At 40.4% G+C, this 25,021-nt stretch carries 22 protein-coding genes; 11 read left to right on the top strand and 11 right to left on the bottom strand.

Going from position 1 to position 25,021, the window contains the following annotated elements:
- Positions 1-82: 82 nt before the first annotated feature.
- A complete protein-coding gene (locus QWZ17_RS20495; RefSeq protein WP_290307173.1) occupies positions 83-3,106 on the bottom strand; it encodes a protein O-mannosyl-transferase family in 3,024 nt (1,007 codons plus the stop codon).
- Between the two features lie 339 nt (positions 3,107-3,445).
- Here QWZ17_RS20495 and QWZ17_RS20490 point away from each other — a divergent pair, with 339 nt between their 5' ends.
- The 6 genes from QWZ17_RS20490 to QWZ17_RS20465 all read left to right on the top strand — a co-directional run bounded on the left by QWZ17_RS20490 (position 3,446) and on the right by QWZ17_RS20465 (position 9,655).
- Entirely contained in the window at positions 3,446-5,068 is a 1,623-nt protein-coding gene (locus QWZ17_RS20490) for a gliding motility protein RemB (RefSeq protein ID WP_290307172.1), read from the top strand.
- A 283-nt stretch (positions 5,069-5,351) separates the two neighbouring features.
- Entirely contained in the window at positions 5,352-6,401 is a 1,050-nt protein-coding gene (locus QWZ17_RS20485; protein WP_290307171.1) for a winged helix DNA-binding domain-containing protein, read from the top strand.
- Positions 6,402-6,508: 107 nt separating this feature from the next.
- Positions 6,509-7,063 (top strand): carboxymuconolactone decarboxylase family protein, encoded by a 555-nt coding sequence (locus QWZ17_RS20480; protein WP_290307170.1) that lies wholly within the window; start codon positions 6,509-6,511, stop codon positions 7,061-7,063.
- Between the two features lie 259 nt (positions 7,064-7,322).
- Positions 7,323-7,940, top strand: a complete 618-nt coding sequence (locus QWZ17_RS20475; protein ID WP_290307169.1) for a pyridoxamine 5'-phosphate oxidase family protein — start codon at positions 7,323-7,325, stop codon at positions 7,938-7,940.
- On the top strand, positions 7,937-8,833 hold the full coding sequence (locus QWZ17_RS20470; protein ID WP_290307168.1) for a helix-turn-helix domain-containing protein: 897 nt from the start codon (positions 7,937-7,939) through the stop codon (positions 8,831-8,833). The genes QWZ17_RS20475 and QWZ17_RS20470 overlap by 4 nt, the downstream gene beginning before the upstream one ends.
- Positions 8,834-8,878: 45 nt before the next feature.
- A complete protein-coding gene (locus tag QWZ17_RS20465; RefSeq protein ID WP_290307167.1) occupies positions 8,879-9,655 on the top strand; it encodes a DNA-formamidopyrimidine glycosylase family protein in 777 nt (258 codons plus the stop codon).
- A 45-nt stretch (positions 9,656-9,700) separates the two neighbouring features.
- Here the strand turns inward: QWZ17_RS20465 and QWZ17_RS20460 are convergent, their stop codons facing one another.
- From QWZ17_RS20460 to fbaA, 4 genes are all read right to left on the bottom strand, one after another.
- Positions 9,701-10,288: a hypothetical protein gene (locus QWZ17_RS20460; RefSeq protein WP_290307166.1), complete on the bottom strand. Its 588-nt coding sequence runs from the start codon at positions 10,286-10,288 to the stop codon at positions 9,701-9,703.
- 103 nt (positions 10,289-10,391) lie between these two features.
- The gene (locus tag QWZ17_RS20455; protein WP_290307165.1) at positions 10,392-10,817 is read right to left on the bottom strand and encodes a GNAT family N-acetyltransferase; all 426 of its coding nucleotides are present in this window, start codon (positions 10,815-10,817) and stop codon (positions 10,392-10,394) included.
- Entirely contained in the window at positions 10,786-11,292 is a 507-nt protein-coding gene (locus tag QWZ17_RS20450; protein ID WP_290307164.1) for a low affinity iron permease family protein, read from the bottom strand. Before QWZ17_RS20450 ends, QWZ17_RS20455 begins: the two co-directional genes overlap by 32 nt.
- A gap of 95 nt (positions 11,293-11,387) precedes the next feature.
- Positions 11,388-12,467, bottom strand: a complete 1,080-nt coding sequence (gene fbaA / locus QWZ17_RS20445) for a class II fructose-bisphosphate aldolase (protein ID WP_290307163.1) — start codon at positions 12,465-12,467, stop codon at positions 11,388-11,390.
- A 300-nt stretch (positions 12,468-12,767) separates the two neighbouring features.
- On the opposite strand from fbaA, the gene accD reads away from it, so the two are divergent.
- Positions 12,768-13,613: an acetyl-CoA carboxylase, carboxyltransferase subunit beta gene (gene accD / locus QWZ17_RS20440; RefSeq protein WP_290307162.1), complete on the top strand. Its 846-nt coding sequence runs from the start codon at positions 12,768-12,770 to the stop codon at positions 13,611-13,613.
- A 130-nt stretch (positions 13,614-13,743) separates the two neighbouring features.
- On the opposite strand, the gene QWZ17_RS20435 is transcribed toward accD, so the two are convergent.
- The 3 genes from QWZ17_RS20435 to glmM all read right to left on the bottom strand — a co-directional run bounded on the left by QWZ17_RS20435 (position 13,744) and on the right by glmM (position 17,069).
- Complete coding sequence (locus QWZ17_RS20435; RefSeq protein ID WP_290307161.1) at positions 13,744-14,142, bottom strand: hypothetical protein; 399 nt, start codon at positions 14,140-14,142, stop codon at positions 13,744-13,746.
- A 225-nt stretch (positions 14,143-14,367) separates the two neighbouring features.
- Positions 14,368-15,504: a cysteine desulfurase family protein gene (locus tag QWZ17_RS20430; RefSeq protein ID WP_290307160.1), complete on the bottom strand. Its 1,137-nt coding sequence runs from the start codon at positions 15,502-15,504 to the stop codon at positions 14,368-14,370.
- 182 nt (positions 15,505-15,686) lie between these two features.
- Positions 15,687-17,069: a phosphoglucosamine mutase gene (gene glmM, locus QWZ17_RS20425; protein WP_290307159.1), complete on the bottom strand. Its 1,383-nt coding sequence runs from the start codon at positions 17,067-17,069 to the stop codon at positions 15,687-15,689.
- A 262-nt stretch (positions 17,070-17,331) separates the two neighbouring features.
- Here glmM and QWZ17_RS20420 point away from each other — a divergent pair, with 262 nt between their 5' ends.
- Complete coding sequence (locus QWZ17_RS20420; protein WP_290307158.1) at positions 17,332-17,895, top strand: phosphatase PAP2 family protein; 564 nt, start codon at positions 17,332-17,334, stop codon at positions 17,893-17,895.
- The gene (locus tag QWZ17_RS20415) at positions 17,895-18,611 is read left to right on the top strand and encodes a ZIP family metal transporter (protein WP_290307157.1); all 717 of its coding nucleotides are present in this window, start codon (positions 17,895-17,897) and stop codon (positions 18,609-18,611) included. Before QWZ17_RS20420 ends, QWZ17_RS20415 begins: the two co-directional genes overlap by 1 nt.
- Positions 18,612-18,696: 85 nt before the next feature.
- Here the strand turns inward: QWZ17_RS20415 and QWZ17_RS20410 are convergent, their stop codons facing one another.
- Together QWZ17_RS20410 and QWZ17_RS20405 are read right to left on the bottom strand one after the other, a co-directional pair.
- Positions 18,697-19,767, bottom strand: a complete 1,071-nt coding sequence (locus QWZ17_RS20410) for a M20 family metallo-hydrolase (protein WP_290307156.1) — start codon at positions 19,765-19,767, stop codon at positions 18,697-18,699.
- A 328-nt stretch (positions 19,768-20,095) separates the two neighbouring features.
- Positions 20,096-21,400 (bottom strand): MFS transporter, encoded by a 1,305-nt coding sequence (locus QWZ17_RS20405; RefSeq protein WP_290307155.1) that lies wholly within the window; start codon positions 21,398-21,400, stop codon positions 20,096-20,098.
- Positions 21,401-21,507: 107 nt separating this feature from the next.
- On the opposite strand from QWZ17_RS20405, the gene QWZ17_RS20400 reads away from it, so the two are divergent.
- Positions 21,508-22,794 carry a DUF2851 family protein gene (locus QWZ17_RS20400; protein WP_290307154.1) on the top strand — a complete coding sequence of 429 codons (1,287 nt, stop codon included), beginning with the start codon at positions 21,508-21,510 and terminating at the stop codon, positions 22,792-22,794.
- A gap of 1 nt (position 22,795) precedes the next feature.
- Entirely contained in the window at positions 22,796-23,017 is a 222-nt protein-coding gene (locus QWZ17_RS20395) for a PspC domain-containing protein (protein ID WP_290307153.1), read from the top strand.
- Between the two features lie 23 nt (positions 23,018-23,040).
- On the opposite strand, the gene QWZ17_RS20390 is transcribed toward QWZ17_RS20395, so the two are convergent.
- Entirely contained in the window at positions 23,041-25,020 is a 1,980-nt protein-coding gene (locus tag QWZ17_RS20390; RefSeq protein ID WP_290307152.1) for a glycoside hydrolase family 97 protein, read from the bottom strand.
- Position 25,021: the final 1 nt, after the last annotated feature.

The raw sequence follows: 25,021 nt of genomic DNA, 5'->3' as shown, positions 1-25,021 counted from the left end.
ACAAATAAGTTCCCCCTAAAACAAAAATGGAACTATCCTTTTCAGAATAGATCCATTTTTGTTTTATAGTGGGAAACCAGTGTTATTGCTGACCACCCAAAACAGGTTGGAATTTTTTAACATAGTCTTTTAACTGACCGTCAAACTTTTTGAATAAACCGCTTTGGTTATTGTCTTTTGCAAAATCGGCCATTCCGTTTAATACCTGCAAACTGATTTGCACGTTACGCATATCTAATCCGCTGCCATTGCTGCTTAACAAGTGATAATTGTAATCAAGCTGATCAACAGCGTAGTTATCAATATTAGTCATCATACGGGTACCTAAAACAACATCATTTAGCTGGAAAGCCATTTGTGCTAAAAACATTTTACGACCTGCAATATCTATGTACGGGTTAATATCAGGCATTTCCTGGTCGTATTTATGCAGTGCTTTTAATGCCAGGTCATTATGACCTTCTTTCATCAGGTTTTGGATCAGATCGCTAAAAGTGGTTACCATTACCGGGTAAAACATCGATGTCGACTCGTGATCAAGGTATTTAGCGGTTTTAAAATTGCCGAATTTAAACTTGGTCATGATGTTGTTATACATTACCAAAGTATTGGTTTTGCTCAACTGATCGCGAAGGCTTGTATCCTTTTGAAAAGGTATCAGGTGGTAAGTGAAACCTTCTTTGTATAAATAAGGTTGCAAACCAATCAGGTTTTCGTTACCAATGGTGGTGGTAAAGCAAATAGGGCGTTTCCAGTGATTATGAGCAAGGATATCTAATATAGCCAGGTTCTCTTTAGTCACATAGTTTGGCGGAAACTTCCAGTCCATGATTGTCGCTAATTTACCTTTTTGATCGGGTGTAATTACACCGTTGCTTAAAACTTCTTCCGGATTAATAGTCAGTTTAAGGTTTTTGGTTGGCATATAATTACCATAATCGCCGCTTTGGTACTCAACCTGGGCTGCTTTATCATCAGAGGTAATAAAGTCGAATACTTCTTTCACTTCCTGAGGACCGTCCAATTTACGATCGCTGTAGTAAATGGCATCCCTTACCCCCTCTTTATATTTATCATAAGGCATGGTGATAGGCAACGGCTCAGATTCGTTCATTTTACCTTGCATCTGGCGGATATACCAGTCACCGGTAAATAAGCTCAAATTCACGATGCGTACATCGGGCCTGATGCCTTCCACTTCCTGGTCATACCATAATGAGTAAGTATCATTATCGCCATAAGTAAACAGGATGGCGTTTTTAGGGCATGATATGAGGTAATTATAGGCCATATCATGCGGGGTAAGCTTGGTTGAGCGGTCGTGATCGCCCCATTCTTTGCTGGCCAGTAACACTGGTGCCGCTAAAAGGCATATAGCGGTTGAAGCTAAGGCGGCCGTTTTGCCATTCAAAAACTTGCGCGCGCCTTCGGCAATGGCTATTACGCCTATGCCTATCCAAATGGCAAACGCGTAAAACGAGCCGACATAGGAGTAGTCCCTTTCGCGTGGCTGCACGTTGGCCTGGTTTACGTATAACACGATAGCGAGGCCGGTAAAGAAGAATAACAGTAACACCACTAACGCATCTTTTTGCTTACGGGTGAAATGATAGGCTACACCAATTAAGCCAATAATTAATGGCAAGGCATATAAAGGCGTGTAAGTTACGGCCCCGGTTACCGATTTTGGCAGATGTTTACCACCATCAAAAATACCGGTTGTCCAGTTACCGTCAATGCTTTCGGTGCTTTGCTGACCATCAGCATCGTTGTACCTGCCAACAAAATTCCACATAAAGTAACGCCAGTACATCTGGTACATTTGCCAGCTAAACATCCATTTCATGTTGTCGACAAAAGTTGGTGCCTGTCCTTCCGGAATTTTTAACCATTCCTTATAAAACTGCACATCCTGCCCTTCGGCGCTGTACATACGTGGTAAAAAAGTGGTGTGGTCATATTCGTAATCAGTTTTTTTACCAGCATTCTCGTATTTGGTTTTTCCTTTACGATAAATGATGTTACCGTCTTTTTGACCTGTTACCTGGGCATCATAATACTGACCAAATAACAATGGGTTTTCACCATACTGAATACGGTTTAAGTAACCATACAAGGTAAAAGCGTTATCGGGATGTGAGTTATTCAAATCCGGATTTGCTGTAGCCCTGATAGGGATATAAGCAAATGAAGAATAGCCCAAATAAATAAACGAAACACATAATAAAGCCAGGTTTAAAACCGGTTTTTTATTACGGATACTGTAAATGATACCGAATACCAAAGCAGCCACAATAAGCAATACAAAGAACAAAGCGCCACTACCAAAACCTAATCCCAATGTATTTACAAAGAAAAGATCAAAGTATGCCGCAAACTTTATAGTGTATCCCCTTATGCCGTATTGTACTAAACCAAGTATAACAATACCGGCTAAAATTGCCAGTATGCCATTGCCAACGGTGATTTTTTTACTTCTGCGGAAGAAGTAAACTATGGCCAAAGCTGGTATAGTTAATAAGTTTAACAGGTGAATACCAATTGATAAACCAATAACATAAGCTATAAAAACCAACCATTTATCGGCACCTTTTTCATCGGCATGCGCATCCCATTTTAGGATAGCCCAAAATACAATAGCTGTACATAATGATGATAATGCGAATACAATGGTTTCAACAGCCGAGAACCAAAAAGTATCGGTATAAGTGAATGCCAATGCGCCAACCAAACCGGCACCCATTATAAGGATAAGATTTGTTTGATCAACAGCATCGTCACGTTTGTTTAAAAGCAGCTTTTTAGCCAATGCGGTAATTGTCCAAAACAGGAACATAATAGTAGCACCACTGGCAATTGCCGATCCCATATTGGTATACTTGGGAACTTTAGTAACATCACCAAAAGAAAGCAGTGAAAAAAGTTTGCCCAACATGGCAAATACCGGATAGCCGGGTTGGTGAGCCACCTGTAAACGATACGCGCACGAAATAAATTCGCCGCAATCCCAGAAACTTACAGAGGGTTCTAAGGTTAAAATGTAGGTTACAGAAGCTATAACAAAGCAAAGCCAGCCTAATAGGTTATTGATTTTTTTGTACTGCATTTAATAATATATAGTAGTGTTTTTCGCGCGGGCAAATATCATGTTTTTTATAGCTTTATTAAAAAAAACAGATACCCACGGTCAAATTTAACATTTATTAACTTTTTTAGAGCAAGGATTATGGGACTATTGGACTTTTAGACCATGAGACTTTGGGATTTTGGGACTGTGGGACTTAGGGACTATTGACAGGAGGCTTTTAGAAATTCATTTCATTTATCTCGGGGTCCCATAGTCTAATCGTCCCACAGTCCGAAAGTCCAAAAATCTTTTTTTCCCTCCAAAAACTAACAGAAACGAAATTTTTATGTTACCATAAATAATACTTATTTTGTAACGATGCAAAAACTCTACTTTTTCAGGTACAAAAAAACTTTATTGATGGCCGGAATTATCTTTTTTTCGGTACAATTAAGTAATGCGCAGTCTACCTATCTGCCCGATTCATACCAGTTATATCAAAAATTTAACGCCGATATTTATTCAACAAAAAGCGCGTTCCACACTTCAATGCGTCCTTTTTTAATAGATAGCCTCATTCAGCATACTTATGATTCGGTTATGAATGTGGGCGTAAGCGATAAAAGAAAAAGCTGGCTTAACCGTAAAATATTTAATGAACACCTGTTTGATGTAAAAAAAGCAGACTATACTTTTTATGGCGATATTATCCTTGACGAAACTATTGGCCGGGATTTCACTGAAAAAAAATCTACTTATTTAAATACCCGCGGCTACCAGTTTGGCGGTACAGTTGGCACTAAATTTTCGTTTTTTACCAGTGGTTTTGAAAACGCTGCAAAATTCCCTACTTATTATAATAACGTAGTTGGTTCAACCGGCTTCATCCCGGGCCAGGCTTATCTGCGCAATTATATCGGACAAACCAAAAACACGGCAGATTGGTCGTTTGTTACTGCTATTTTATCATACAACGTTACTCCCAATGTTAACATCACCATGGGCGAAGACAAAATGTTTATAGGTGATGGATACAGATCGTTATTACTATCAGATTATGCAGCCAATATGCCTTTGTTAAGAGTTACGCTTAATTTAGGTAAACATGTACAATATATGGCCACCTGGGCCTACCTGGAAGACTTCAAGGAAACCACGTACGACACCTTCGGCGGTAATCGCCGTAAATGGGCATTTTTCCACTACGTGGATTGGAACGTGAGCAATCGGGTTTCTTTTGGTTTCTTCAATGCCTTGATTTCGCCGGAAGCCGATGCAGCCGGTAACAGGCGTGGGTTTGATGTTAATTTTATAAACCCGATATTGTTTTCGAGCTCTTTAGGTCCATCCCGGCAGCCAAAGGATAATACACTTGTTGGTTTTACAGGTAAGTATAAAATACTGGATAAAACCGCATTATATGCGCAATTGCTGTTAGATAGGTTTAAAGGCAGCGACCTCTTTTCGGGCAAGACTAATGATAATACCAATGGCGTACAGGTTGGTATCCGAGGTGCCGATTTATTGGCTGTTAAACGTTTTAACTATTTATTTGAATTTAACACAGTTAAACCGTACACCTATCAAAACGCCAACACCATTAGCAGCTACGCCTTTTATGGCGATCCGCTTGCGCATCCATACGGCGCAAATTTCAGGGAATTTTTAGGCATTCTGAACTACTCTATAGGAAGGATAGATTTGCAGGGACAAATGAATTATGCTAAATACGGCCTGGACTTGACTAAGGCTGCAAATAATGGAAAAATTGTAACCAAACCTATTGTACCAGACGGCACTACAACTATAGGCCAGGGTTTGAATACACAGCTATACTATGCCGAAGGCACTGTATCTTTCCTGATTAACCCTAAATATAACCTGCGTTTTGAATTGAGCGGGCTTTACCGCAAAGAAAGCAACAGTGCATCTGATAATAAAACCACCATGTTAACTTTTGGCTTAAGAAGCTCGTTCAGAAATTTATATCACGACTTTTAAGCAGTACATAAATAGCTTAAATATTCAATTTATGATATAACCGGGATAAGAAATTGTCCCGGTTTTTTATTTTCTTACGCTTAACAACCCGCCAAAAACCAGTCCTATCGCAACACCAACCTTCATACTATGTAGTGCCACACCAATAATCAAACCTATAACAAATCCACCTATAAAATACCTCCCGTTCAATTGATTCATTAGTGTTAATATTGTTTTTACTGCTGACAGGCTGTTGTCATTTACGTGCGGTAAATTTATTAAATATTTATAAAGCCAATCAATGATACCAGATCATCGCCTTGCCGACCTGCGCATACGGAATCAACATATTGATACCAATGATTTTAAAACGCCCGAAGATGTAGTTAAAAACATGCTGGCCATGCAGGCACAGAACTATGCCGGTGCCAAGTGGGCCATTGGTTTAAGAACCCAAAACGCAAACAATGCAATTATTGAGCAAGCCATAAACGATGGTAAAATATTGCGCACACATTTATTAAGACCCACATGGCACTTTGTTTCGCCCGGGGATATACGGTGGCTATTGGCACTTACCGGGCCGCGCATCAATGCTATTAATGCAGAGATGTATAAGAAATTCGAGCTTGACACTAATACCTTAAATAAAGGGAATGATGTTTTTGTAAAAGCTTTGCAGGGTAATAGGCAATTAACCCGCACGCAGCTGGCAAACGTTTTACAAGAAAACGGCATCCCAACAGATGAGCTACGATTTACCTTATTACTCATGCACGCCGAGCTTGACGCTGTTATTTGCAATGGCGCACGGATTGGCAAGCAATTTAGCTATGCTTTGCTTGACGAGCGTGCTGCCGCAACACCACCTTTGAGTAAACAGGAAGCATTGGTAAAATTAGCCACAGGATATTTTAATACACGCGGCCCCGCTACTATTCATGATTTTGCTACATGGAGCGGCCTTACCATAGCCGATTGTTCCGTTGGATTAGATAACATTAAACATCAACTGGTACACGAGGTAATTGATGGCAAAACCTATTGGATGCCTGATAATATTGTAGAAGCAAAAACAAACCGCCGGGCCTACCTCCTGCCCGCTTTTGATGAATTTGCCATTGCCTATAAAGATCGTGATGCTTTGGTAAATTCAAAATACCAGGCACAGGCCCGCAAGGTAATTTTTGACCCTATTATTGTTGTTGATAACCAGGTGGTAGGTAACTGGAAACGAAGTATCAAAACCAATAGGATTGATGTTGGCTTAAACCTATATGGCAAATTGAATAAAACACAGCTTAAAGCGGTTGAAGCTGCTATCAAACACTATCAAAAGTTCATGGAATAAATGGCCTGGGAAAATTGTCCATCTGTTGACGAAATCTATCCATGTTATAAAATTGCCAATGGATGCACTTTTGTATTGTCAATAACGACAAACAAAAAATTACGACAATGACACGTTTAACAGCATTAAACCCAGACGAAACTATCGGTAAAGCAAAAGACTTATTTAACGTCATACAAAGTAAATTAGGTGTGGTACCTAACATGATGCGCACCATGGGCAATTCGCCCGCCCTTTTAGAAGGTTATCTTAACCTAAGCGGCGCACTTAGCCACGGCAAACTTGGCGCAAAAACCGGCGAGCTTTTAGCTCTGGCCGTATCAGAAAAAAACAGTTGTGATTACTGTTTATCTGCCCACACCTATATCGGCGAAAAATTAGTTCATATTGATGCCGAAACTTTAAACAATGCACGTAACGCCGAAAGCACGGATGCCAAAACAGCAGCGATTTTAAAATTCGCTAATGTGGTAACCGCTAAACAAGGTCTTGTTGATGACGCCGACGTTGACGCTGTAAAAGCAGCCGGACTTACCGACGGCGAAATTGGCGAAATTGTTGGGCACGTTGCCCTAAACGTTTTAACCAATTATTTCAATAATGTAGCTAAAACCGCTATCGATTTTCCCGTTGTAAGAGCGTATAATTCAGTTGAAGCATAATCTGGGGGAACAAGGATAATTGGGAACAAGGATAAAAGGAACAAGGAACAAAGACAGAAAAGAATAGTAAAAGAGATTTTACTCATCCTTGTTCCTTACTCTTTTTATCCTTTATGCCTTCTTTACTCCTTTTATCCAACTTCTGTCTTTGTTCCTTGCTCCTTTTATCTTTTGTCTGCCTTTTGTCTTTAATCTACAATGTGATCATCTATATCATTGCATTAGCTAATTTTATCTAAATTTTAAGTATCGTAGTTGTATGAATTACCCCAAAATTGCATTTACAGATGCTGTGAAAGGCTTCCAGGAGCGTTACGGAAGTCGTGCCAGCTATGGCCGCATGGAAGAATTTAGGTATGCCGATGGATTTACCCAAAGCGAGGAAGATTTTATAGCCAGTCTGGATAACTTTTACATGGCCACAATAAGTGAAAGCGGGTATCCATACATCCAATTTCGTGGTGGCCCTAAGGGATTCTTGAAAGTACTTGATCATGAAACTTTAGGGTTCCTTGATTTTAGCGGTAACAAACAATATATATCAACAGGTAACCTGGCTACCCATAATCAGGTTTCCTTATTTCTGTTAGATCAGGCTGCAAAAGCAAGGTTGAAAATATTTGCACAAGCCAGTATTTTGAGCATCGAAGACAATCCCGAATTATTTGAAAAACTTAATCTTGAAGATTATAAATTTAAGCCCGAAAGAATAATTTTACTAAAAGTAAGCGCCTACGATTGGAACTGCCCGCAACATATTACGCCAAGATATACGCTTGACGAAATTCAGCATGAATTTGCGGTTCAGCACGAATACATTAATAAATTAAGGGCCGAGAATGCCGCTTTAAAAGCACAATTAACAGATAACAAATGACCGATCAGTCCAACACATTTACCTTAGTTGATCCTGTAAAAGGAAATCTTGCCTTTAAAATCATTTCGTTTGACGATAACAGCTATTTTGATCATTTGCAACGCAATAACTATTTTTCGGTAATATGGATAAAAGAAGGAAGCGGCAAATTAAAATCTGATTTTTCGGTGTATAATTTTGAGCAGGATACACTTTTGGCTTTTGCTCCCTATCAACCTTTTATGTTGTCAACCGATAAACCCATCAAAGGTACAGCCATTCAATTTCACCCCGATTTTTTTTGTATCCATAAACATCATAAAGAAGTATCGTGCAGCGGGGTTTTGTTCAACAATATTTATAACCCTCCATATGTTAAGGTCGATGCCGCAAGCGCTGCTACGTTTGGCCTTATCGAAAACCAAATTAAGGTTGAAATGCCAAACCAAGGGCTGGCACAATATGAGATACTGGTATCGTACCTCAAAATTTTCCTGATCACAGCGTCCAGATTAAAAACAGAACAACAGGCGGCCGCACGCATGCCCGATGAAGCTGATAAAGAACCTTTTATCTTGCAGAATTTAAAAGAATCAATTGAAGAGCATTACAAAACCAAACACAGCGCCAGTGAATATGCAAATTTGCTGAATATCTCGGCAAAGGCCCTTGCCCGCATCACTAAAACGCATTTTAATAAAACCATCAGCAACCTGATAGCCGAACGCATTATCATTGAGGCGAAACGGGAATTATATTTAACTAATAAGCCTGTAAAAGAAATTGCCTGGGAATTAGGCTACGAAGACGAGTACTATTTCAGCCGATTTTTTAAAACCAATGCCGATGTTTCTCCGCAATTATACCGGGATTCTGTAGGCTTTAACCGTGAAGCAGATTTGGCTATAAACTAAAACTTATAGCCTTATATTTGGTTAAATATACAAACACATCTCGCCATGCCCGAACTACCAGATCTTCAAGCTTTCAGCTATAATCTTGATAAAAAACTTGCCGGTAAAACGCTTAAAGAGGTTGTTATTGTAAACGCGAAAAAGTTAAACGTATCGCACCTGGTATTAAAAGAAACTTTGGAAGGCCAAAAATTGGATAAGATATACCGGGAAGGTAAAGAGCTTTATATTAAATTTAACAAAGGCGATATATTGGGTTTACACCTGATGCTGCATGGTAAATTATTTTTTATTAATGGCAAAAATGCCAACAAATACCCTGTTATCGAATTGTATTTTAGTGATGATACCGGGCTTGTACTTACCGATTTCCAGGGGATTGCCACCCCTACTCTAAATCCGGAAGAAAAAGACGCTCCAGATGCATTATCAAAAAATGCAGGAGCTGATTACCTTCAAAGCATTTTACAAAAGAAGAAAACAAATATTAAGACCATCCTGCTCGATCAAAAGATCATTCGCGGAATTGGGAATGCTTATGCAGATGAAATCCTTTGGCATGCAGGCATCTCCCCTTTTTCAATCAGTAATAAAATCCCTGCCGGTAAAGTGGCCGAGCTGGCAAAATCGATTAATACCGTATTAAAAGATGCTGAAAAATCAATCCTTAAATCAAATCCAGATATTATTAATGGCGAGGTACGGGATTTTATGTTGATTCACAACTCAAAGAAAACACATAGCCCAACAGGCGCTGAGATCAAAATAAAAGAAGCTTCAAGAAAAACGTACTATACAGACGAGCAGGCTTTGTTTGAATAATTATATAATCATCTTCTTCAATCAAATTGAAGAAGATGATTGAATTTATTTCAGCTTTTTAACCAATACGTTAAAATCGACTCCAACCACAGGAATCTTTTTCCATGGTTGTGTTATGCCATCTTTATGAAAAGTACCGCCATTAAGCAAGCCGCAGGCGAAGCTAATATTTGATCCGGTTTTTGTAGTTAAAAATTCTATGGAAACCAAAATATCGCCCGAAACGAGGACATGGTAAGCAGAGAGATCAACACTTACTTCCTGAATTTCTGACTTATTATATTTCCCGATAAATCCCGTAATCTGTTCTTTAACCAGGTTAGAGTCAATAGGCAATTTGCCGCCCATGTGATAAACATTCACCTTAAAGGCAATACTATCACTGGCGCGGTTTTTACAATGAAAAGTAAGTTTAAGTAACTCAACCTTTTTATGACCGGCATTCATGCGGATACCAACCTGGGCACCCTTTACGGCATCAAACGAAGTATTGGTTGATCCTTCCCGCGATTTATTACCAATGGTTTTGGTTTTATCTTGTGCGAAAGCACCTGTTATAACAAAGGCAAGCAAACAGGTGATGAATATTTTAAAAGCACAGGCTTTAATTTGATGGTAAAAATGATTTTTCATAAGGCTATATGTAATAATATGATATCTAATTAACTGGAAGACGATGCTTTACCAAAATTGGTTGCATCGCAAATCAATAATTAGTTTATAGCCTTTTTAGCATCTATTTTTTTACCATTTTAAAATGTTTGATGCCCGCTTCTTCAAACTCAGCACCTTCGGTTTCAAAACCAAATCTTTTATAAAGTGATACCGCCGGCGTTTGCGCGTGAAGGTATACATAAGTCGCATCGGCAGGTAAATCATCAAGCACGGTTTGCACCATGGCCTGCCCTACGCCAAATCCCCTGAATTTGCTGAGCACCGCAAAACGCTCCAGTTTGTAGCCTTTATCCGTTTTTCTCCAGCGGCATGCGCCTGCCGGTTCACCATCAACGGTAGCTAAAAAATGAGTTGATACATCCTCATTTTCCCATTCCAGTTCAGGCGGGCAATTTTGTTCAACAACAAAAACTTCGCGCCTTAGTGCAAATACAACGTCAAGGTCGGCTTGGATATTAACTTTTCTTACTATGGTTTTTGCGGGCATTTACGTAGTGTGGTTTTGAATTCAGGTGATCTAATTTACTGATATGGTTCGCCTCCGCGGCATCTATAGAGTGTGTACAGGTGATATCATCCTCTTCCTCGGCCAGTTCTGATAATTGCACATAAAATTTGTGCAGCTGGTCAAGTTCTTTCTCGTTCAGATCCTCAATATCAACCATACGATTACTCGCACCCTGATGTGAAGCCAGCAACTCATTCAGCTTTAAATGTATCGCTTTTGAATCCTTGTTTTGCGATTTCTGAATCAAAAACACCATCAGGAAAGTAACAATGGTGGTGCCGGTATTAATAATTAACTGCCAGGTATCGGAATATTTAAATATGGGCCCGGTTATACCCCATACAATAATGATACCTATGGCAATTAAAAACGCCGCCGAACTACCGGTAGCTATGGTTGCCCAGTTGGCAAAGCGTTCAAATAAATTCTTTTTTTTCTTAACGTTGTCTGCCATTTTACAATTATTAGTGGTGTGGGTTACGCTAAGTTATAAACAACAAAGCGCCGTTACAACAAATGTAACGGCGCTTTGTTAGTTTTTGATGAATATTACAATTTGCTGTTCACATCAACGCAGTTAAGGTCTTCAAAAGCAGCAGCTAACCTTTTTACAAAAGTTTCTTCGCCTTTGCGTAACCATACGCGTGGGTCATAGTATTTTTTGTTTGGAGAATCTTCCCCCTCTGGGTTACCAATCTGGTGTTGCAGGTAAGCTTCTTTTGAAACGTAATAATCTTTAATACCTTCCCAGTATGCCCATTGCATATCGGTATCTATATTCATTTTAATTGCACCGTATGAAATCGCTTCACGGATTTCTTCCTGGCTCGAACCTGAACCACCATGGAATACAAAGTTGATAGGTTTATCGGCAGTTAAACCAAATTTTTGTTTTACATACTCTTGTGAGTTATGCAAAATAACAGGCTGTAATTTTACGTTACCTGGTTTGTAAACGCCATGCACGTTACCAAAAGCAGCAGCCACTGTAAAACGGTGACTAACTTTTGAAAGGTGCTCATAAGAATATGAAACCTCTTCTGGCTGGGTGTATAAACGCGAGCTATCAACATCAGAGTTGTCAACACCATCTTCTTCACCACCTGTAACGCCCAATTCAATTTCAAGTGTCATGCCCATTTTGGCCATACGCTCCAAATATTTAGCGCTGATCTCGATATTTTCTTCAAGAGGCTCTTCAGAAAGATCAAGCATGTGCGAAGAGAACAACGGTTTACCGGTTTCTGCAAAGAATTTTTCGCCATGATCAAGCAAGCCATCAATCCACGGTAAAAACTTCATCGCGGCGTGGTCTGTATGTAATATAACAGCAACACCATAGTGCTCTGCCAATAAATGAACGTGCTTAGCTGCAGAAACGGCACCTAAAATACAGGCCAGCAGTTTTGAATTATCTAATGATTTGCCGGCGTAAAACTGCGCGCCGCCATTTGAAAGCTGAATAATTACCGGTGAGTTTACCTTTTTTGCGGTTTCCATAACTGCATTAATGGTATTTGTACCAATAACATTTACTGCCGGTAAAGCAAACTGATGCTTTTTGGCCGCTTCAAATAGTTCTTGCACCTGATCGCCGTGCAGAACACCTTTATAGTTTTTTAAATCCATGAGCTTTTATTTGGGCCTCAAAGCTATAAAAATTCTTGGTTTTTGGTAAGAAATGATTGAATATTAACATTTTGTTCAGCAAAATTGGCAAATGTATATTAAAACGGTAGTGAAAATAGGATAAACGGCATATTTTAATCCATTTTAATAAATAAAGGCCACCTTTTTTACAAATTTCATATAAAACCATCACTTAGGTTTTTTGTTAAATAATTTTAGCGAGTAAGTTTTTTTATCTGTTAGTACTTGTTTTAATATTTTTCGTTTCTTTGTAGTCAATTGAAAGAGTTAGACATAGATATGGCGTGGTTTAAACGAGAGTTGAAAGGGATAATTACGACTACTGAGGAAAAGAAGGAAGCCCCCGATGGCATCTGGAATAAATGCCCCAATTGTAAAAAACCTTTACACTATTCTGAGCAGGTTGAAAATCAATATGTTTGCCATTACTGTGGCTTTCATCTGCGTATAGGTTCGAAAGAATATTTTTCTGTTTTATTTGATAATAACGAGTTTACCGAGTTATTCCCTGATCTTACATCCGGTGATCCACTACACTTTGAGGATACCAAAAAATATGTAGACAGGCTTAAAGAAACCCAATCAAAAACTGGTTTAAAGGATGCTATCCGCGCCGCTGTTGGTAAAATAGACGGACAAGACATTGTTATAGCCTGTATGGATTTTAATTTCATAGGTGGCTCGATGGGATCTGTAGTAGGCGAAAAAATAGCCCGCTCTATTGATCATAGCATTGCTAATAAGATGCCTTTTATGATGATCTCCAAATCTGGGGGTGCCCGTATGATGGAGGCCGCGTTTTCATTAATGCAGATGGCCAAAACATCGGCTAAGCTGGCTTTACTGGCGCAGGCTAAGATTCCGTACATCTCTTTATTAACAGATCCTACAACAGGTGGTGTTACTGCCTCATATGCCATGCTTGGCGATATCAACATTGCCGAGCCAGGTGCATTAATTGGCTTTGCAGGCCCAAGGGTTATTAAAGAAACTATTAAAAAAGATCTTCCTAAAGGTTTCCAAACTGCCGAATTTGTCCAGGAACACGGTTTCCTTGACTTTATCGTCGACCGCAGGGAAATGAAAGAAAAATTAGCCTCATTTTTAAAAATGATGAAGAACTAAGTATTTCATCAAGATATTATAAAGAAGGCTACCCGGTTGAGGTAGCCTTTCTTATTTAGAAATTATCAAGCAGCGAGTTGACTGAGATGATCATTTAGATCATCAATGCGCTTAACATCATTGAAAAAATTTATATTCCTTCGGTGCCTGGCTCATGGCCTACCATACGCCCGGTAGTTCTACCTTGTGGGCGACTTGCAAAATCTGTTTTGGCAGGACCTACAGAAGGAAATTCATGTTTGTTTGGCGGGGTTACATCGGTCTGTTCGCTATATGAAGCATCCGCGCTCCTATCGGGCTGATCTACCTCTGCCTGGCTATGTTTGCCAATGCCTTCTTTCCTTGTTTTGCGTTCTTCAGGAGTTTCGTTTGGATGTTCGTCTGTTACTTCAAACTCTTCATCCAAATCGTCGTCATCATCTTCCAAATCTGCTTTTCTTCTATTGGCGTTACTACTGTTCTCTGAAAATGAATTGGTATTTTCAAAATTACTGTCCCGGTTTTCCCAGGTTTCATTATGCATATTCATAGGTTTTAATTTTAGTTGTTAATTAAATAACCTATAAAAACACCTTATTGTTTTCTAATTAAGAAAATAACTTTCAGTTAAATGTGCAGATATGCAGATTTAAAATGTGCAGATGATTTCTTTTAGATGAAAAATAAGGGGGAAAAGGAATAAAAAAAGGAGGATGAGAAGCCTAAAGAAGCTTACGAAGTTTAAAAAACTTCGTAAGCTTCTTTAGTAGAATTACTATACATTTACCAGGCAAAGTTCTTTTACCTTGGCAACAGTAAAATCCACTTCCTCTTTGGTATTGTATTTAGAGAATGAAAACCTTACCGATGGGCGTGATGAGCTTGCGCCAATAGCAGTAAGCACGTGCGAACCAATATCGGTACCAGAGCTGCAGGCGCTGCCTCCTGAAGCCGAGATGCCGGCAATATCTAAGTTAAACAACAACATATCGGCCATTTCCATTTCCGGGAAGGCTACATTCAATACAGTATACAAGCTTTTGTCGGCATCAGTTTCTCCATTGAAAGCAACGCCGGGAATCTCGTGTGTTAGTTTACCTAACATGTATGATTTTAAGCCCTGAATATGAGCCTGGTGCTGTTCCATTTCGGCGTAAGCTAACTCAAGTGCTTTGGCCAGGCCAACAATGCCGTAAATATTTTCGGTACCACCACGCATGTTGCGTTCTTGTGATCCACCGTAAATAAATGGTTTAATTTTAATTTTATGGTTGATGTGCAGGAAACCCACACCTTTAGGTCCGTGTAATTTATGACCGGCGCAAACTAAAAAGTGAGTTTTCAATTTACTTAAATCATGTTGGTAATGCCCCATAGTTTGCACCGTATCGCAATGATAAATAGCGTTATAAGCCTCACAAAGATCCCCAATACGGCTCATGTCTGATAACGTACCTATCTCGTTATTGGCATGCATGATAGATACCAGGCTGCGCTCATTATCTTTTAGCAAAGTTTCCAGGTGATCGTAATCAACATTGCCTTTGCTATCAATATTAACAAAACTCAATTTGATAACTCCCGATTTTTCTAATGCCTCCAGCGTGTGGAGCACGGCGTGGTGTTCAATATGGCTGGTTATTGCGTGTGTAAGTTTATGATCGGCGATACTACATCGAATGGCAGTATTATCGGCTTCAGTACCGCTTGAGGTAAAGAAAATCTCGGCAGGCGAAGTATGCAATAGGTTAGCAATCGTTTTGCGCGATCTTTCAATCAGCGTACGTGCCTCGCGCCCATGCGAGTGAATTGATGACGGATTACCATAATGGTTTTCCATCACTTTATACATTTCCTTTAAAACTTCGGGGTCGAGCGGCGTTGTAGCAGCATTATCAAAATAAACACGCATCGTTTGGCAATTAATGAATTATAGAATTATTGAGTTACTGAATTAAATTGATCCTCCTCAAATCAATAATTCAGCAACTCAATAATTCAACAAATGGGTCAGTTAACTTGTAAAAACTACTATTGAATTTATAACTTAAATATTGGGTTATCCTCTAACTCAATAAGTCATTAAATCAATAACTAATTTAAAATCTCTTTAATATCAGCGATTATTTTATTCGCCAGGCCGTTTGCAACTGTTTCTGAATTGCCTTCGGAGTAAATACGAATAATCGGTTCAGTATTTGAACGGCGCAAATGTACCCATTCTTTATCAAATTCTATCTTCAGGCCGTCAATTGTTGAGTGTGGCTGCTTCATGTATTTCTGCTCTACCTTGGTTAAAAGAGCATCTATATCCATTTCTGGTGTTAAAGTTATTTTGTTTTTGGAGATAAAATAACCCGGGTATGACTTACGCAAGGTTGAAACGGACTTACCGTATTTGGCCAGGTGGGTTAAAAACAAGGCTATACCCACCAATGCATCACGGCCGTAATGTATTTCAGGATAAATAATGCCACCGTTGCCTTCACCACCAATAACCGCGTTAACGGCTTTCATCTGGTTAACCACATTAACCTCTCCTACTGCTGATGCATGATATTCGCCACCAGCGTTTTCGGTAACATCACGAAGCGCGCGGGTTGATGACAAGTTTGATACGGTGTTACCTAAATTATTTTGCAATACATAATCAGCAACGGCAACTAAAGTGTACTCTTCACCAAACATGTTACCATCTTCACAAACAAAGCAAAGACGATCCACATCCGGATCGACAGCTATACCCAAATGCGCCCGCTTATTTAAAACTTCTTTTGAAAGCGCGGTCAGGTTTTCTGGTAACGGCTCCGGATTGTGCGGAAAATTGCCATCCGGCTCACAATACAATTCGTGAACAGTTTTAACGCCTAAAGCTTTCAATAAAGCTGGCACAAAAATACCGCCTGTTGAATTTACACAATCAATAACTACACTAAAATCTGCTTTTTTAATGGCCTCCACATCAACCAGCGGCAAAGCCAATACTAAATCGATATGTTTTTGAAGCCAGCTATTATCCTGGGTTACTTTACCCAGATCATTTACATCGGCATATTTAAAATCGCTGCTTTCGGCAATTTCTAAAACTTCTTTACCATCGGCGTCACTTATAAATTCGCCATCGGCATTAAGTAGTTTCAGGGCGTTCCATTGTTTTGGATTGTGACTGGCAGTAAGGATAATACCACCACCGGCTTGCTCCCCGGTAACTGCCACTTCAACCGTAGGGGTAGTTGATAAACCAAGATCAATCACATCAATACCCAAACCCTGCAGCGTACCAATAACCAGGTTATTAACCATTGTGCCCGAAATACGCGCATCACGGCCGACTACGATCTTTTTGATCCCCGATTTTTTAACCGCCCAGGCGCCATAGGCCGAAGTGAATTTTACAATATCTAAAGGTGTTAAACCATCACCAACAGCACCACCAATGGTACCACGTATGCCCGAAATTGATTTTATAAGTGTCAAAGTTCTTATTGTTTTTTGTACCGCAAAAATAAACTATTAAACCAATAGCGATGTACTAAATGTGGAGTTTCTGCAAACGTTTGCTCATTAAAAGGCCACAAAAAGCAACTGATTATCGCTGCCTTTTTATAACAGTGGCAGCATTGTTTTATTACTACAGCAATTAAATAATCATTAAGCTGTAATAACTGCATGGTTGTAAAAGTTGTTTTAAAGGAATTGATAACTTTGGGCAGAAATCATACTTATTTAAATTACATCGATGCCAGAATTTATTTTAAACCTCGACCGGCATTTATTTTATTTCATTAATCACGACCTTACCAATCCGTTTTTTGATGTGGTGATGCCTTATCTGCGCAACCCCAAATTCTGGATTCCGTTATACATTTTCATTATCGGCTTTTGTTTATGGCGATACGGTAAAACCGGGGCAATCATCATCATCTTGTTAGCAACCACGGCGGGCTTTGCCGATTTTACCAGCGCCAGCATCATTAAGTATAACGTAAAACGGTTGCGCCCTTGTCGTGATCCTATTGTGAGCCAAACCGACATTGCTCGCGTGCCCTGCGGAACGGGATATAGTTTCCCATCAACTCATGCTACAGATCACTTTGCTATGGCTATATTCATGTGTATGCTGTTTGGCAAAAAATGGCGGTGGATTTGGTTTTGGGCTATCCTCTGGGCCGGTCTTATCAGCTTTGCGCAGGTATACGTTGGCGTGCATTTCCCGGTAGATGTAACCTGTGGAGCTATTTACGGCTCACTGGTGGGCATCTTATTTGCTTATCTGTTTAAAAAAATACAACCTGCTTTTTAATGGAGCTTTGGAAAGTTTTAATCCTGTTTTTCAGCGCATCGCTTGGTGGGCTATCAGTGTTCTTTTTTAAGGGCGACAATCATAAAATGCTAAAACTGGTTTTGTCCTTTAGCGGCGCTTACTTATTCGGCATTACCGTGTTGCACTTAATCCCGGATGCTTACCACGGTAACGACAATTATGTTGGCGTATTTATATTGATTGGTTTCCTGTTCCAGATTGTGTTAGAACAATTTTCTGACAGGATTGAGCACGGCCATATGCACAAGCACGTGCATGATGTAGCAGTTTTCCCTATCGGGATTATGGCAAGCCTTTGTCTCCACGCTTTTTTGGAAGGAATGCCGCTTGCACAAGGCGGCCAGGATCAGTTGGTTTACGGCATTGCCTTGCATCATATCCCCGCGGCGTTCGCTTTGGGTACAGTGCTGTTAACTAATAAACAGGGCAAACAAAAAACGATATTTTTTATCCTTCTTTTCGCGATAATGGCCCCCGCAGGGTACTTTTTCAGCAACGCGTTAAGCCGGGGTGATATTGGTAACCTGCAACACTATTTCAACAGGATCATGGGAATTGTAATCGGTATTTTTCTGCACATATCAACCACTATCCTGTTTGAATCAAGCTCTGACCATAAATTCAATATGCGAAAAATGATTGCGGTGTTGCTTGGCGTAGGGATAGCATTACTGACATTCCTGGGCGAGTTATAAGCCCAGCCCCCTATAAAAAAGCATAATAGAAAACTATTATGCTTTTAGATCATGCAAATCAAAAGTCCTCTCCTTTGGAGAGGATTTAGGTGAGGCTTATACTCTCCAGCATCTTAATATACAATTCAACCCCCTCCCTGATCTCATCAACATATACAAACTCATCGGCGGTATGTGAACGCGCCGAATCGCCGGGGCCAACTTTGATAGATGGGATATCCAGTAACGATTGATCTGAAGTAGTTGGCGAACCATAGGTTGTTCTGCCCAAAGCGATACCGGCCTGAACAATGGGGTGCTCTTTAGGTATCGAAGACGGTTTCAGGCGAATAGATCGTGGTTTAACATCGCTGCTTACATGCTCACGGATAATCTCTAAAACTTCTTCATTACGATAGGCATCAGTTACCCGCACATCAACCGTAAACACACAACTTGCAGGTACCACATTATGCTGCGAACCGGCGTTTATGATAGTAACCGACATTTTTATCGGCCCAAAAACTTCCGATTCTTTAGGGAATTTAAAGCTGCGGAACCATTCAATATCGGTTAAAGCTTTGTAAATGGCATTTTCGCCTTCTTCACGTGCAGCATGCCCTGCCCTGCCATGAGCTGTACAATCTAACACCATTAAGCCACGTTCGGCAATGGCTAACTGCATCAGGGTAGGCTCTCCTACTATGCCAAAATCCAATTTACCGAGGTCGGGAATGATCAGTTCAAGACCGTTAACGCCCGAAATTTCTTCTTCGGCAGTTGTAGCCAGGCAAAAGTTGTATTTAAGGCCTTCACGGTCATGAAAGTAAAGAAATACCGCTATAAGTGATACCAGGCAACCACCTGCATCATTGCTTCCTAAGCCAAATAGTTTACCATCCTCTATTTTAGCATCATAAGGATCGCGGGTATAACCAGAGTTTGGTTTTACAGTATCATGGTGCGAGTTAAGCAATATAGTTGGTTTAGCCGGATCAAAGTGTTTGTTCCAGGCCCAGATGTTGTTAAGCTTGCGATGCGTGGTTACGCCATGCTCCTTTAACAACTGATCAATAACGTCTGCAGTTCGGTCTTCCTCTTTGCTAAAAGAAGGTATAGCTATCAGTTGCTGTAGTAAGGTAACGGCCAGCTGGAAAAGATTATTAGTATCGGTCATAGATGTTGGGTCAGTCTACCCATTAGTTTAGCAGGCAAAATTAATAACTTTTTATAGATGTGCAGATATGCAGATTTCAAATGTGCAAATGTGCGGATTTTAAATGTGTAAATTTCAGATGTGCAGATGAATTTTGTCTGAACCGGAATTAAGCAGATTTTTTCGATTGACAGGATTTTGATTTGGACACAAATTGCCGCTTGCAAATCAAAATCCAAAAAATCTGAGTAATCTGCTTAATCCCGGTTCAGACAACATCATTTTCAAATCCTCAAATTTTCAAATCAAACAAATCATCTGCACGTTTGAAATCTGCACACCTGCACATCTACTCCTCCTCCATTTTTGAATGCTTACGGGTATCCTTCATGGTAATATAAAGCAGTAACGATAGCGCGATGCAAATGGTAACATACCAGTAAAACCATTGGCCATGATGTAGTATTTTAAAGCCCAAGGCAACATACTCTGCCGACCCACCAAATATAGACACAGCGATAGCATACGGAAAACCCACCCCAAGGGCACGGATATTTGCGGGAAAAAGTTCGGCCTTTACCACGGCGTTTATGGATGTATAGCCGCTTACAATAATCAATGCCGCCAAAATAAGCGCGAAGGCTACCCAGGCATCTTTAGTACCGCTAAGCAATGTTAATATGGGAATAGTTGTAAGCGTACCCAATACACCAAAACCTATCAGCAATGGTTTGCGCCCAATTTTATCAGATAGCAGACCAAACAACGGCTGGGCCAGCATAAAAACTAAAAGGGTAAGGCTTGATATTAATGTTGCTTCAGCTTTACTGAAACCCGAGGTATCTACCAGAAACTTTTGCATGTAGGTGGTAAAAGTGTAAAATGCCAGTGTACCGCCGGCTGTTAACCCAATAACAGTTAATACCGCTTTAGGATGTTTTGCTAACTCAGCTAATGTGCCATGCGTGGTATCCGTTTTACCTTTTTCGGCCGAAAAAGATGACGACTCCTGTAAGCTACGACGCAGATACATGGTAATAACGGCTAAAAAAGCACCTATGCCAAAAGCAATGCGCCAGCCCCAGTCATGCAGTTGCTGTTCGGTTAAAAAAACGCGTTGTAATATGATTAACAGGCCCAAAGCAAGTAACTGGCCCATAATAAGGGTAACATACTGAAAGCTTGAATAAAAACCCCGGTGTTTACGGCCCGCCATTTCACTTAAGTAGGTAGCGCTTGTACCATACTCCCCGCCTACGCTTAAGCCCTGAATTACCCTGGCAAGTACCAATAATATTGGCGCGGCAACACCAATGGTTTTATAGCCCGGCGTTACGGCAATTAAAAACGAGCCTAAACTCATTAATAAAACGGACACCGTCAGGGCTTTTTTACGACCATGCTTATCGGCATAAGTCCCCATAAGCCAGCCTCCTATTGGTCGCATTAAAAAACCGAGGGCGAATACCCCTGCGGTATTTAAAAGCTGGGCTGTTTGATCGCCTTTAGGGAAAAAAGTATTGGAAAAATAAAGTGAAAAAGCCGAATACACATACCAATCGTACCATTCCACTAAATTACCAAGTGAACCACCGATGATGGATTTAATACGGTCGCCCGTTGTTTTGGGGATATGTGCGGTTGAGTTAGTCATAATTTGGCGTGGTGTAGATTAGAAGCTAATGTACTACAATCAAAATTAGCGCACAAAAAACTTAATTAACCTAACCCAACTAAATCAACCACTCACTATATTAGCCCATGCTTTTCACCGAAGACTTTTTGCATTATGTATGGAAATTCCGGTTGTTTGATCGTACCGATCTGCAAACAGAAGATGGTGAAGCGTTAGAGATTTTTAGTACCGGTGTTCATAATACCGATTCGGGACCGGATTTTCAAACTGCCCGGGTCAAAATTGGCGATACCCTTTGGGCCGGCAATGTAGAAGTACACTTATCGGCTTCCGACTGGCAAAAGCATGGCCACACTACCGATAACGCTTACGATAACGTGATTCTGCACGTGGTTTACAATAACGATTTACCTTTAGAATTAGCTAACAAGCGTAAGGTACCAACCCTGCAACTGAAAGAAAGGATACCGGCAGAGTTATACGCCCGCTATCATCAAATGGTATTTGGCAATCAAACTATTATCCCATGTGAAGCGAGTATAGGCGGCATTGAAGGTCTTATTATGCAAAACTGGCTTACGCGGGTACTTGTTGAAAGGTTGGAAAAGAAATCAGCAGCTGTTGAAGCCGCGCTTATTGTGAACCGGGGCGATTGGGAAGAAACCTTTTACCAGTTTTTAGCGGCCAACTTTGGTTTTAAAACAAACGCGCTCCCTTTTGAACTCTTGGCAAAATCGTTACCGCAACTTACCCTCGCCAAGCACAAAAACAACCCCATGCAGGTTGAGGCACTCATATTTGGCCAGGCTGGGTTTTTAGAAGGAGATTTGAAAGATGAATACCCGCTTAAGCTCAAAAAAGAACATGACTTTCTGCGAAAGAAATACAACCTTAAACCCATAGAAAATCATTTATGGAAGTTTATGCGTTTACGACCACAAAACTTTCCCACGGTAAGGCTGGCACAGTTTGCGGCGCTGATTGTAAACTCCAATCACCTGTTTTCAAAAATATTGGAGATTAAGGATATTGATGCCTTGAGAAACCTGTTTGCATCTATCAAAACAAACGAATATTGGGACGATCATTTTCGGTTTGATGTTCCATCAAAATCATCACCTAAAACCATGGGTGCTGCATCTGTTGATATTTTGCTGATTAACACCCTTGCTTTATTCTTATTTAGCTATGGCACACACCATAAACAACAATACTATGTTAGCCGGGCGTTAAAACTGTTAGAAAATTTACCAGCCGAAAAGAACAATATTACCGATGATTTTGTTACCTTAGGGTTGAAAATTACAAACGCGTTTGAATCGCAGGCACTGCTGGAATTAAAAAATAATTACTGCAATTACAAGAAATGCCTGCAATGCGGCGTTGGTAATAAAATATTAAAGCTTAGCTAACATGCTGCAAAGAATCCTTACTTTTTTTGAAAGATACTCCTTTGGTGTATGTACGTACCTTGGCGAAAGATTTAATGTATCCATAGCCAAGATCCGCTTGTTTTTTATATACTCTTCTTTTTTAGCTGTAGGTTTCCCCTTGATATTTTACTTTTTTGCCGGTATCGTGTTAGATATCCGCCGCTATGTAAAACGCAGCCATACAAGGGCTACCGATCTTTAATCAGCCGCCCTCAGTCTATCTCTTCATTGCTTTAGGCTGATATGAATTACCTGTCCGCCACCGGATGATAGTTGAATATTCAACATGGTAGCATTATTTACCTCATTAATTTCTTTTATAAGATGATCCGGATATTGTTCAACATCCCCGGCATCGCTGTAAACTTCAGCTTTATAATTTCCGGCTGCTAAAAAATCAAGCTTTACAGGCAGGTTTTGCGCGTCATGATCGGTAATGGCACCGATATACCAATCAGTTCCCTTTCGGCGCGCTATAGCTACATATTTTCCGACTTTGGCGCTTAGTACTTTGGTTTCGTCCCACGTTGTAGGCACTTGTTGTAAAAACTCAAAACCGGGCTGCCCAATGTAATCATCAGGCGCGTCGCATACCATCCCTAAAGTGTTTTCAAGCACTACGTACATAGCCATCATGTGGCAACGTGTTCCCAATACATACGGGCGGGTATAATGTACTTTAAAAGTTTTAGCATTTGCAGCATGAAAGCCGCCTAAGTGATAATCTGTTGAGCCTGCCAGCATACGGGTAAACGGTATATTGATGTCGGCATCGGGTGTTACAATATCATTCCATTTGTCGTTTTCATAATTCAGGGTTCCCTCCCGGGTAAATTCATTTGGATAGGTACGACTAAGCCCTGTCGGCTTATAGGCACCATGAAATTGAATATGCAGCTTATGTTGAGCGGCTTTTTCTAATATCTCGGTTTGCATATTCACCATCTCCTGGTCGTCACGGTCCATAAAATCGCACATTAAGCCTTTTACGCCCCATTTCTCGTACTGAGTAAACGCTGCATCCAGTTTAAGATAAAGTGCCGCCCAATGCACCCAAAAACGAATCCCCACTCCCCTTTTTGCTGCTGAATCACAAACCTGCTGCATATCTAAACCGGGAACCGCCCGGGTTGGGTCGGCATTGGGGCCGGGCTGAAATCCGGCTCCGTCGTTTACATACCACTCGTGCAGGCCATACTCTACAACCGAATGATATTCAATACCATATTTGGCGCACCAGTTTACATAGTACATCTGGGTATCGTAATTATTGCCGGGCGCAAAAGAGGTATCGGGTATGGCGTTGCCATTCCACCATGGGAAGGTAGTTTTACCCGGCTTAATCCAGGAAACATCCTTGACGCGGCATGGCGGACTTAAACTGGTTAAAATATTTGACTCGATAAAAGCGCCCACCCTATCGCTAATCATTATTACCCGCCATGGGCTGCTGTGTGGTAAGATAGCTTTAACTTTAATATCCGGTTGTTTAGGCAGTGGCGATAATCTACTCTCCAACAATCCGTTATGCTTAATCAGATACATCCCGGCGTAATCAAGCAAAGCGGCTTCGGTAATAGCCATGTAGTTGCCGTTAGGGAATTCAAATAAGGCTGGCATATCCATTAGCGTATCGGCCTTTAAATCCTTCAGCTTTACTTTGGTATAAATCCCTTCGTGCGATGTGGTATAGTTCATTCGCAGCAAAGCTGTCACCTGCGGATTTTGCGTTAGGTTAAATGTATTGATCTCATCGGTAACATTAACCATCGCTAAATCGCCTTGTTTGGGTATAACATACCTGAAAGCCGCGCCATCATTAAAAACCCGTACTTCGATATTCAAATTCCGCTTAGTGCCGGATAATTCTGAAACCGGAATAACTACACTATTGCAATCGCTATGCACCTTGCTTGTTTTACCGGTGATGAGTTGATAATCTTCTGTAAGATGTTCCATTTTTACCGGCGAAATGAACAAATCATGATTAAAACTACCACCCTCTTTAAAGCTGATGTTTAAGCGTGACTTATCAACCATTACGGTATTTTTATAGCTAACCTCATAAAACAAACCAGCCTGATCTGTGCTTATCGTAAATTTGATCCTGACATCGGGCGATGATATGTTGATGATTTTATTTGCAAAACAGTTGGCACACAACAATACAAGCAAAGCACACAAAGCACTGCGAAACACTGGCATA

It is taken from the genome of Mucilaginibacter flavus (assembly GCF_030409315.1).
GTDB classification, from domain to species: Bacteria; Bacteroidota; Bacteroidia; order Sphingobacteriales; family Sphingobacteriaceae; genus Mucilaginibacter; species Mucilaginibacter flavus.
This window is presented reverse-complemented; position numbering and strand designations above follow the sequence as displayed.

Excerpts from the sequence above, each read along its gene's own strand:
- QWZ17_RS20495 (WP_290307173.1), bottom strand. The coding sequence starts at position 3,106 with ATGCAGTACAAAAAAATCAATAACCTATTAGGCTGGCTTTGCTTTGTT.
- QWZ17_RS20490 (WP_290307172.1), top strand. The coding sequence starts at position 3,446 with ATGCAAAAACTCTACTTTTTCAGGTACAAAAAAACTTTATTGATGGCC.
- QWZ17_RS20485 (WP_290307171.1), top strand. The coding sequence starts at position 5,352 with ATGATACCAGATCATCGCCTTGCCGACCTGCGCATACGGAATCAACAT.
- QWZ17_RS20480 (WP_290307170.1), top strand. The coding sequence starts at position 6,509 with ATGACACGTTTAACAGCATTAAACCCAGACGAAACTATCGGTAAAGCA.
- QWZ17_RS20475 (WP_290307169.1), top strand. The coding sequence starts at position 7,323 with ATGAATTACCCCAAAATTGCATTTACAGATGCTGTGAAAGGCTTCCAG.
- QWZ17_RS20470 (WP_290307168.1), top strand. The coding sequence starts at position 7,937 with ATGACCGATCAGTCCAACACATTTACCTTAGTTGATCCTGTAAAAGGA.
- QWZ17_RS20465 (WP_290307167.1), top strand. The coding sequence starts at position 8,879 with ATGCCCGAACTACCAGATCTTCAAGCTTTCAGCTATAATCTTGATAAA.
- QWZ17_RS20460 (WP_290307166.1), bottom strand. The coding sequence starts at position 10,288 with ATGAAAAATCATTTTTACCATCAAATTAAAGCCTGTGCTTTTAAAATA.
- QWZ17_RS20455 (WP_290307165.1), bottom strand. The coding sequence starts at position 10,817 with ATGCCCGCAAAAACCATAGTAAGAAAAGTTAATATCCAAGCCGACCTT.
- QWZ17_RS20450 (WP_290307164.1), bottom strand. The coding sequence starts at position 11,292 with ATGGCAGACAACGTTAAGAAAAAAAAGAATTTATTTGAACGCTTTGCC.
- fbaA (WP_290307163.1), bottom strand. The coding sequence starts at position 12,467 with ATGGATTTAAAAAACTATAAAGGTGTTCTGCACGGCGATCAGGTGCAA.
- accD (WP_290307162.1), top strand. The coding sequence starts at position 12,768 with ATGGCGTGGTTTAAACGAGAGTTGAAAGGGATAATTACGACTACTGAG.
- QWZ17_RS20435 (WP_290307161.1), bottom strand. The coding sequence starts at position 14,142 with ATGAATATGCATAATGAAACCTGGGAAAACCGGGACAGTAATTTTGAA.
- QWZ17_RS20430 (WP_290307160.1), bottom strand. The coding sequence starts at position 15,504 with ATGCGTGTTTATTTTGATAATGCTGCTACAACGCCGCTCGACCCCGAA.
- QWZ17_RS20420 (WP_290307158.1), top strand. The coding sequence starts at position 17,332 with ATGCCAGAATTTATTTTAAACCTCGACCGGCATTTATTTTATTTCATT.
- QWZ17_RS20415 (WP_290307157.1), top strand. The coding sequence starts at position 17,895 with ATGGAGCTTTGGAAAGTTTTAATCCTGTTTTTCAGCGCATCGCTTGGT.
- QWZ17_RS20410 (WP_290307156.1), bottom strand. The coding sequence starts at position 19,767 with ATGACCGATACTAATAATCTTTTCCAGCTGGCCGTTACCTTACTACAG.
- QWZ17_RS20405 (WP_290307155.1), bottom strand. The coding sequence starts at position 21,400 with ATGACTAACTCAACCGCACATATCCCCAAAACAACGGGCGACCGTATT.
- QWZ17_RS20400 (WP_290307154.1), top strand. The coding sequence starts at position 21,508 with ATGCTTTTCACCGAAGACTTTTTGCATTATGTATGGAAATTCCGGTTG.
- QWZ17_RS20395 (WP_290307153.1), top strand. The coding sequence starts at position 22,796 with ATGCTGCAAAGAATCCTTACTTTTTTTGAAAGATACTCCTTTGGTGTA.
- QWZ17_RS20390 (WP_290307152.1), bottom strand. The coding sequence starts at position 25,020 with ATGCCAGTGTTTCGCAGTGCTTTGTGTGCTTTGCTTGTATTGTTGTGT.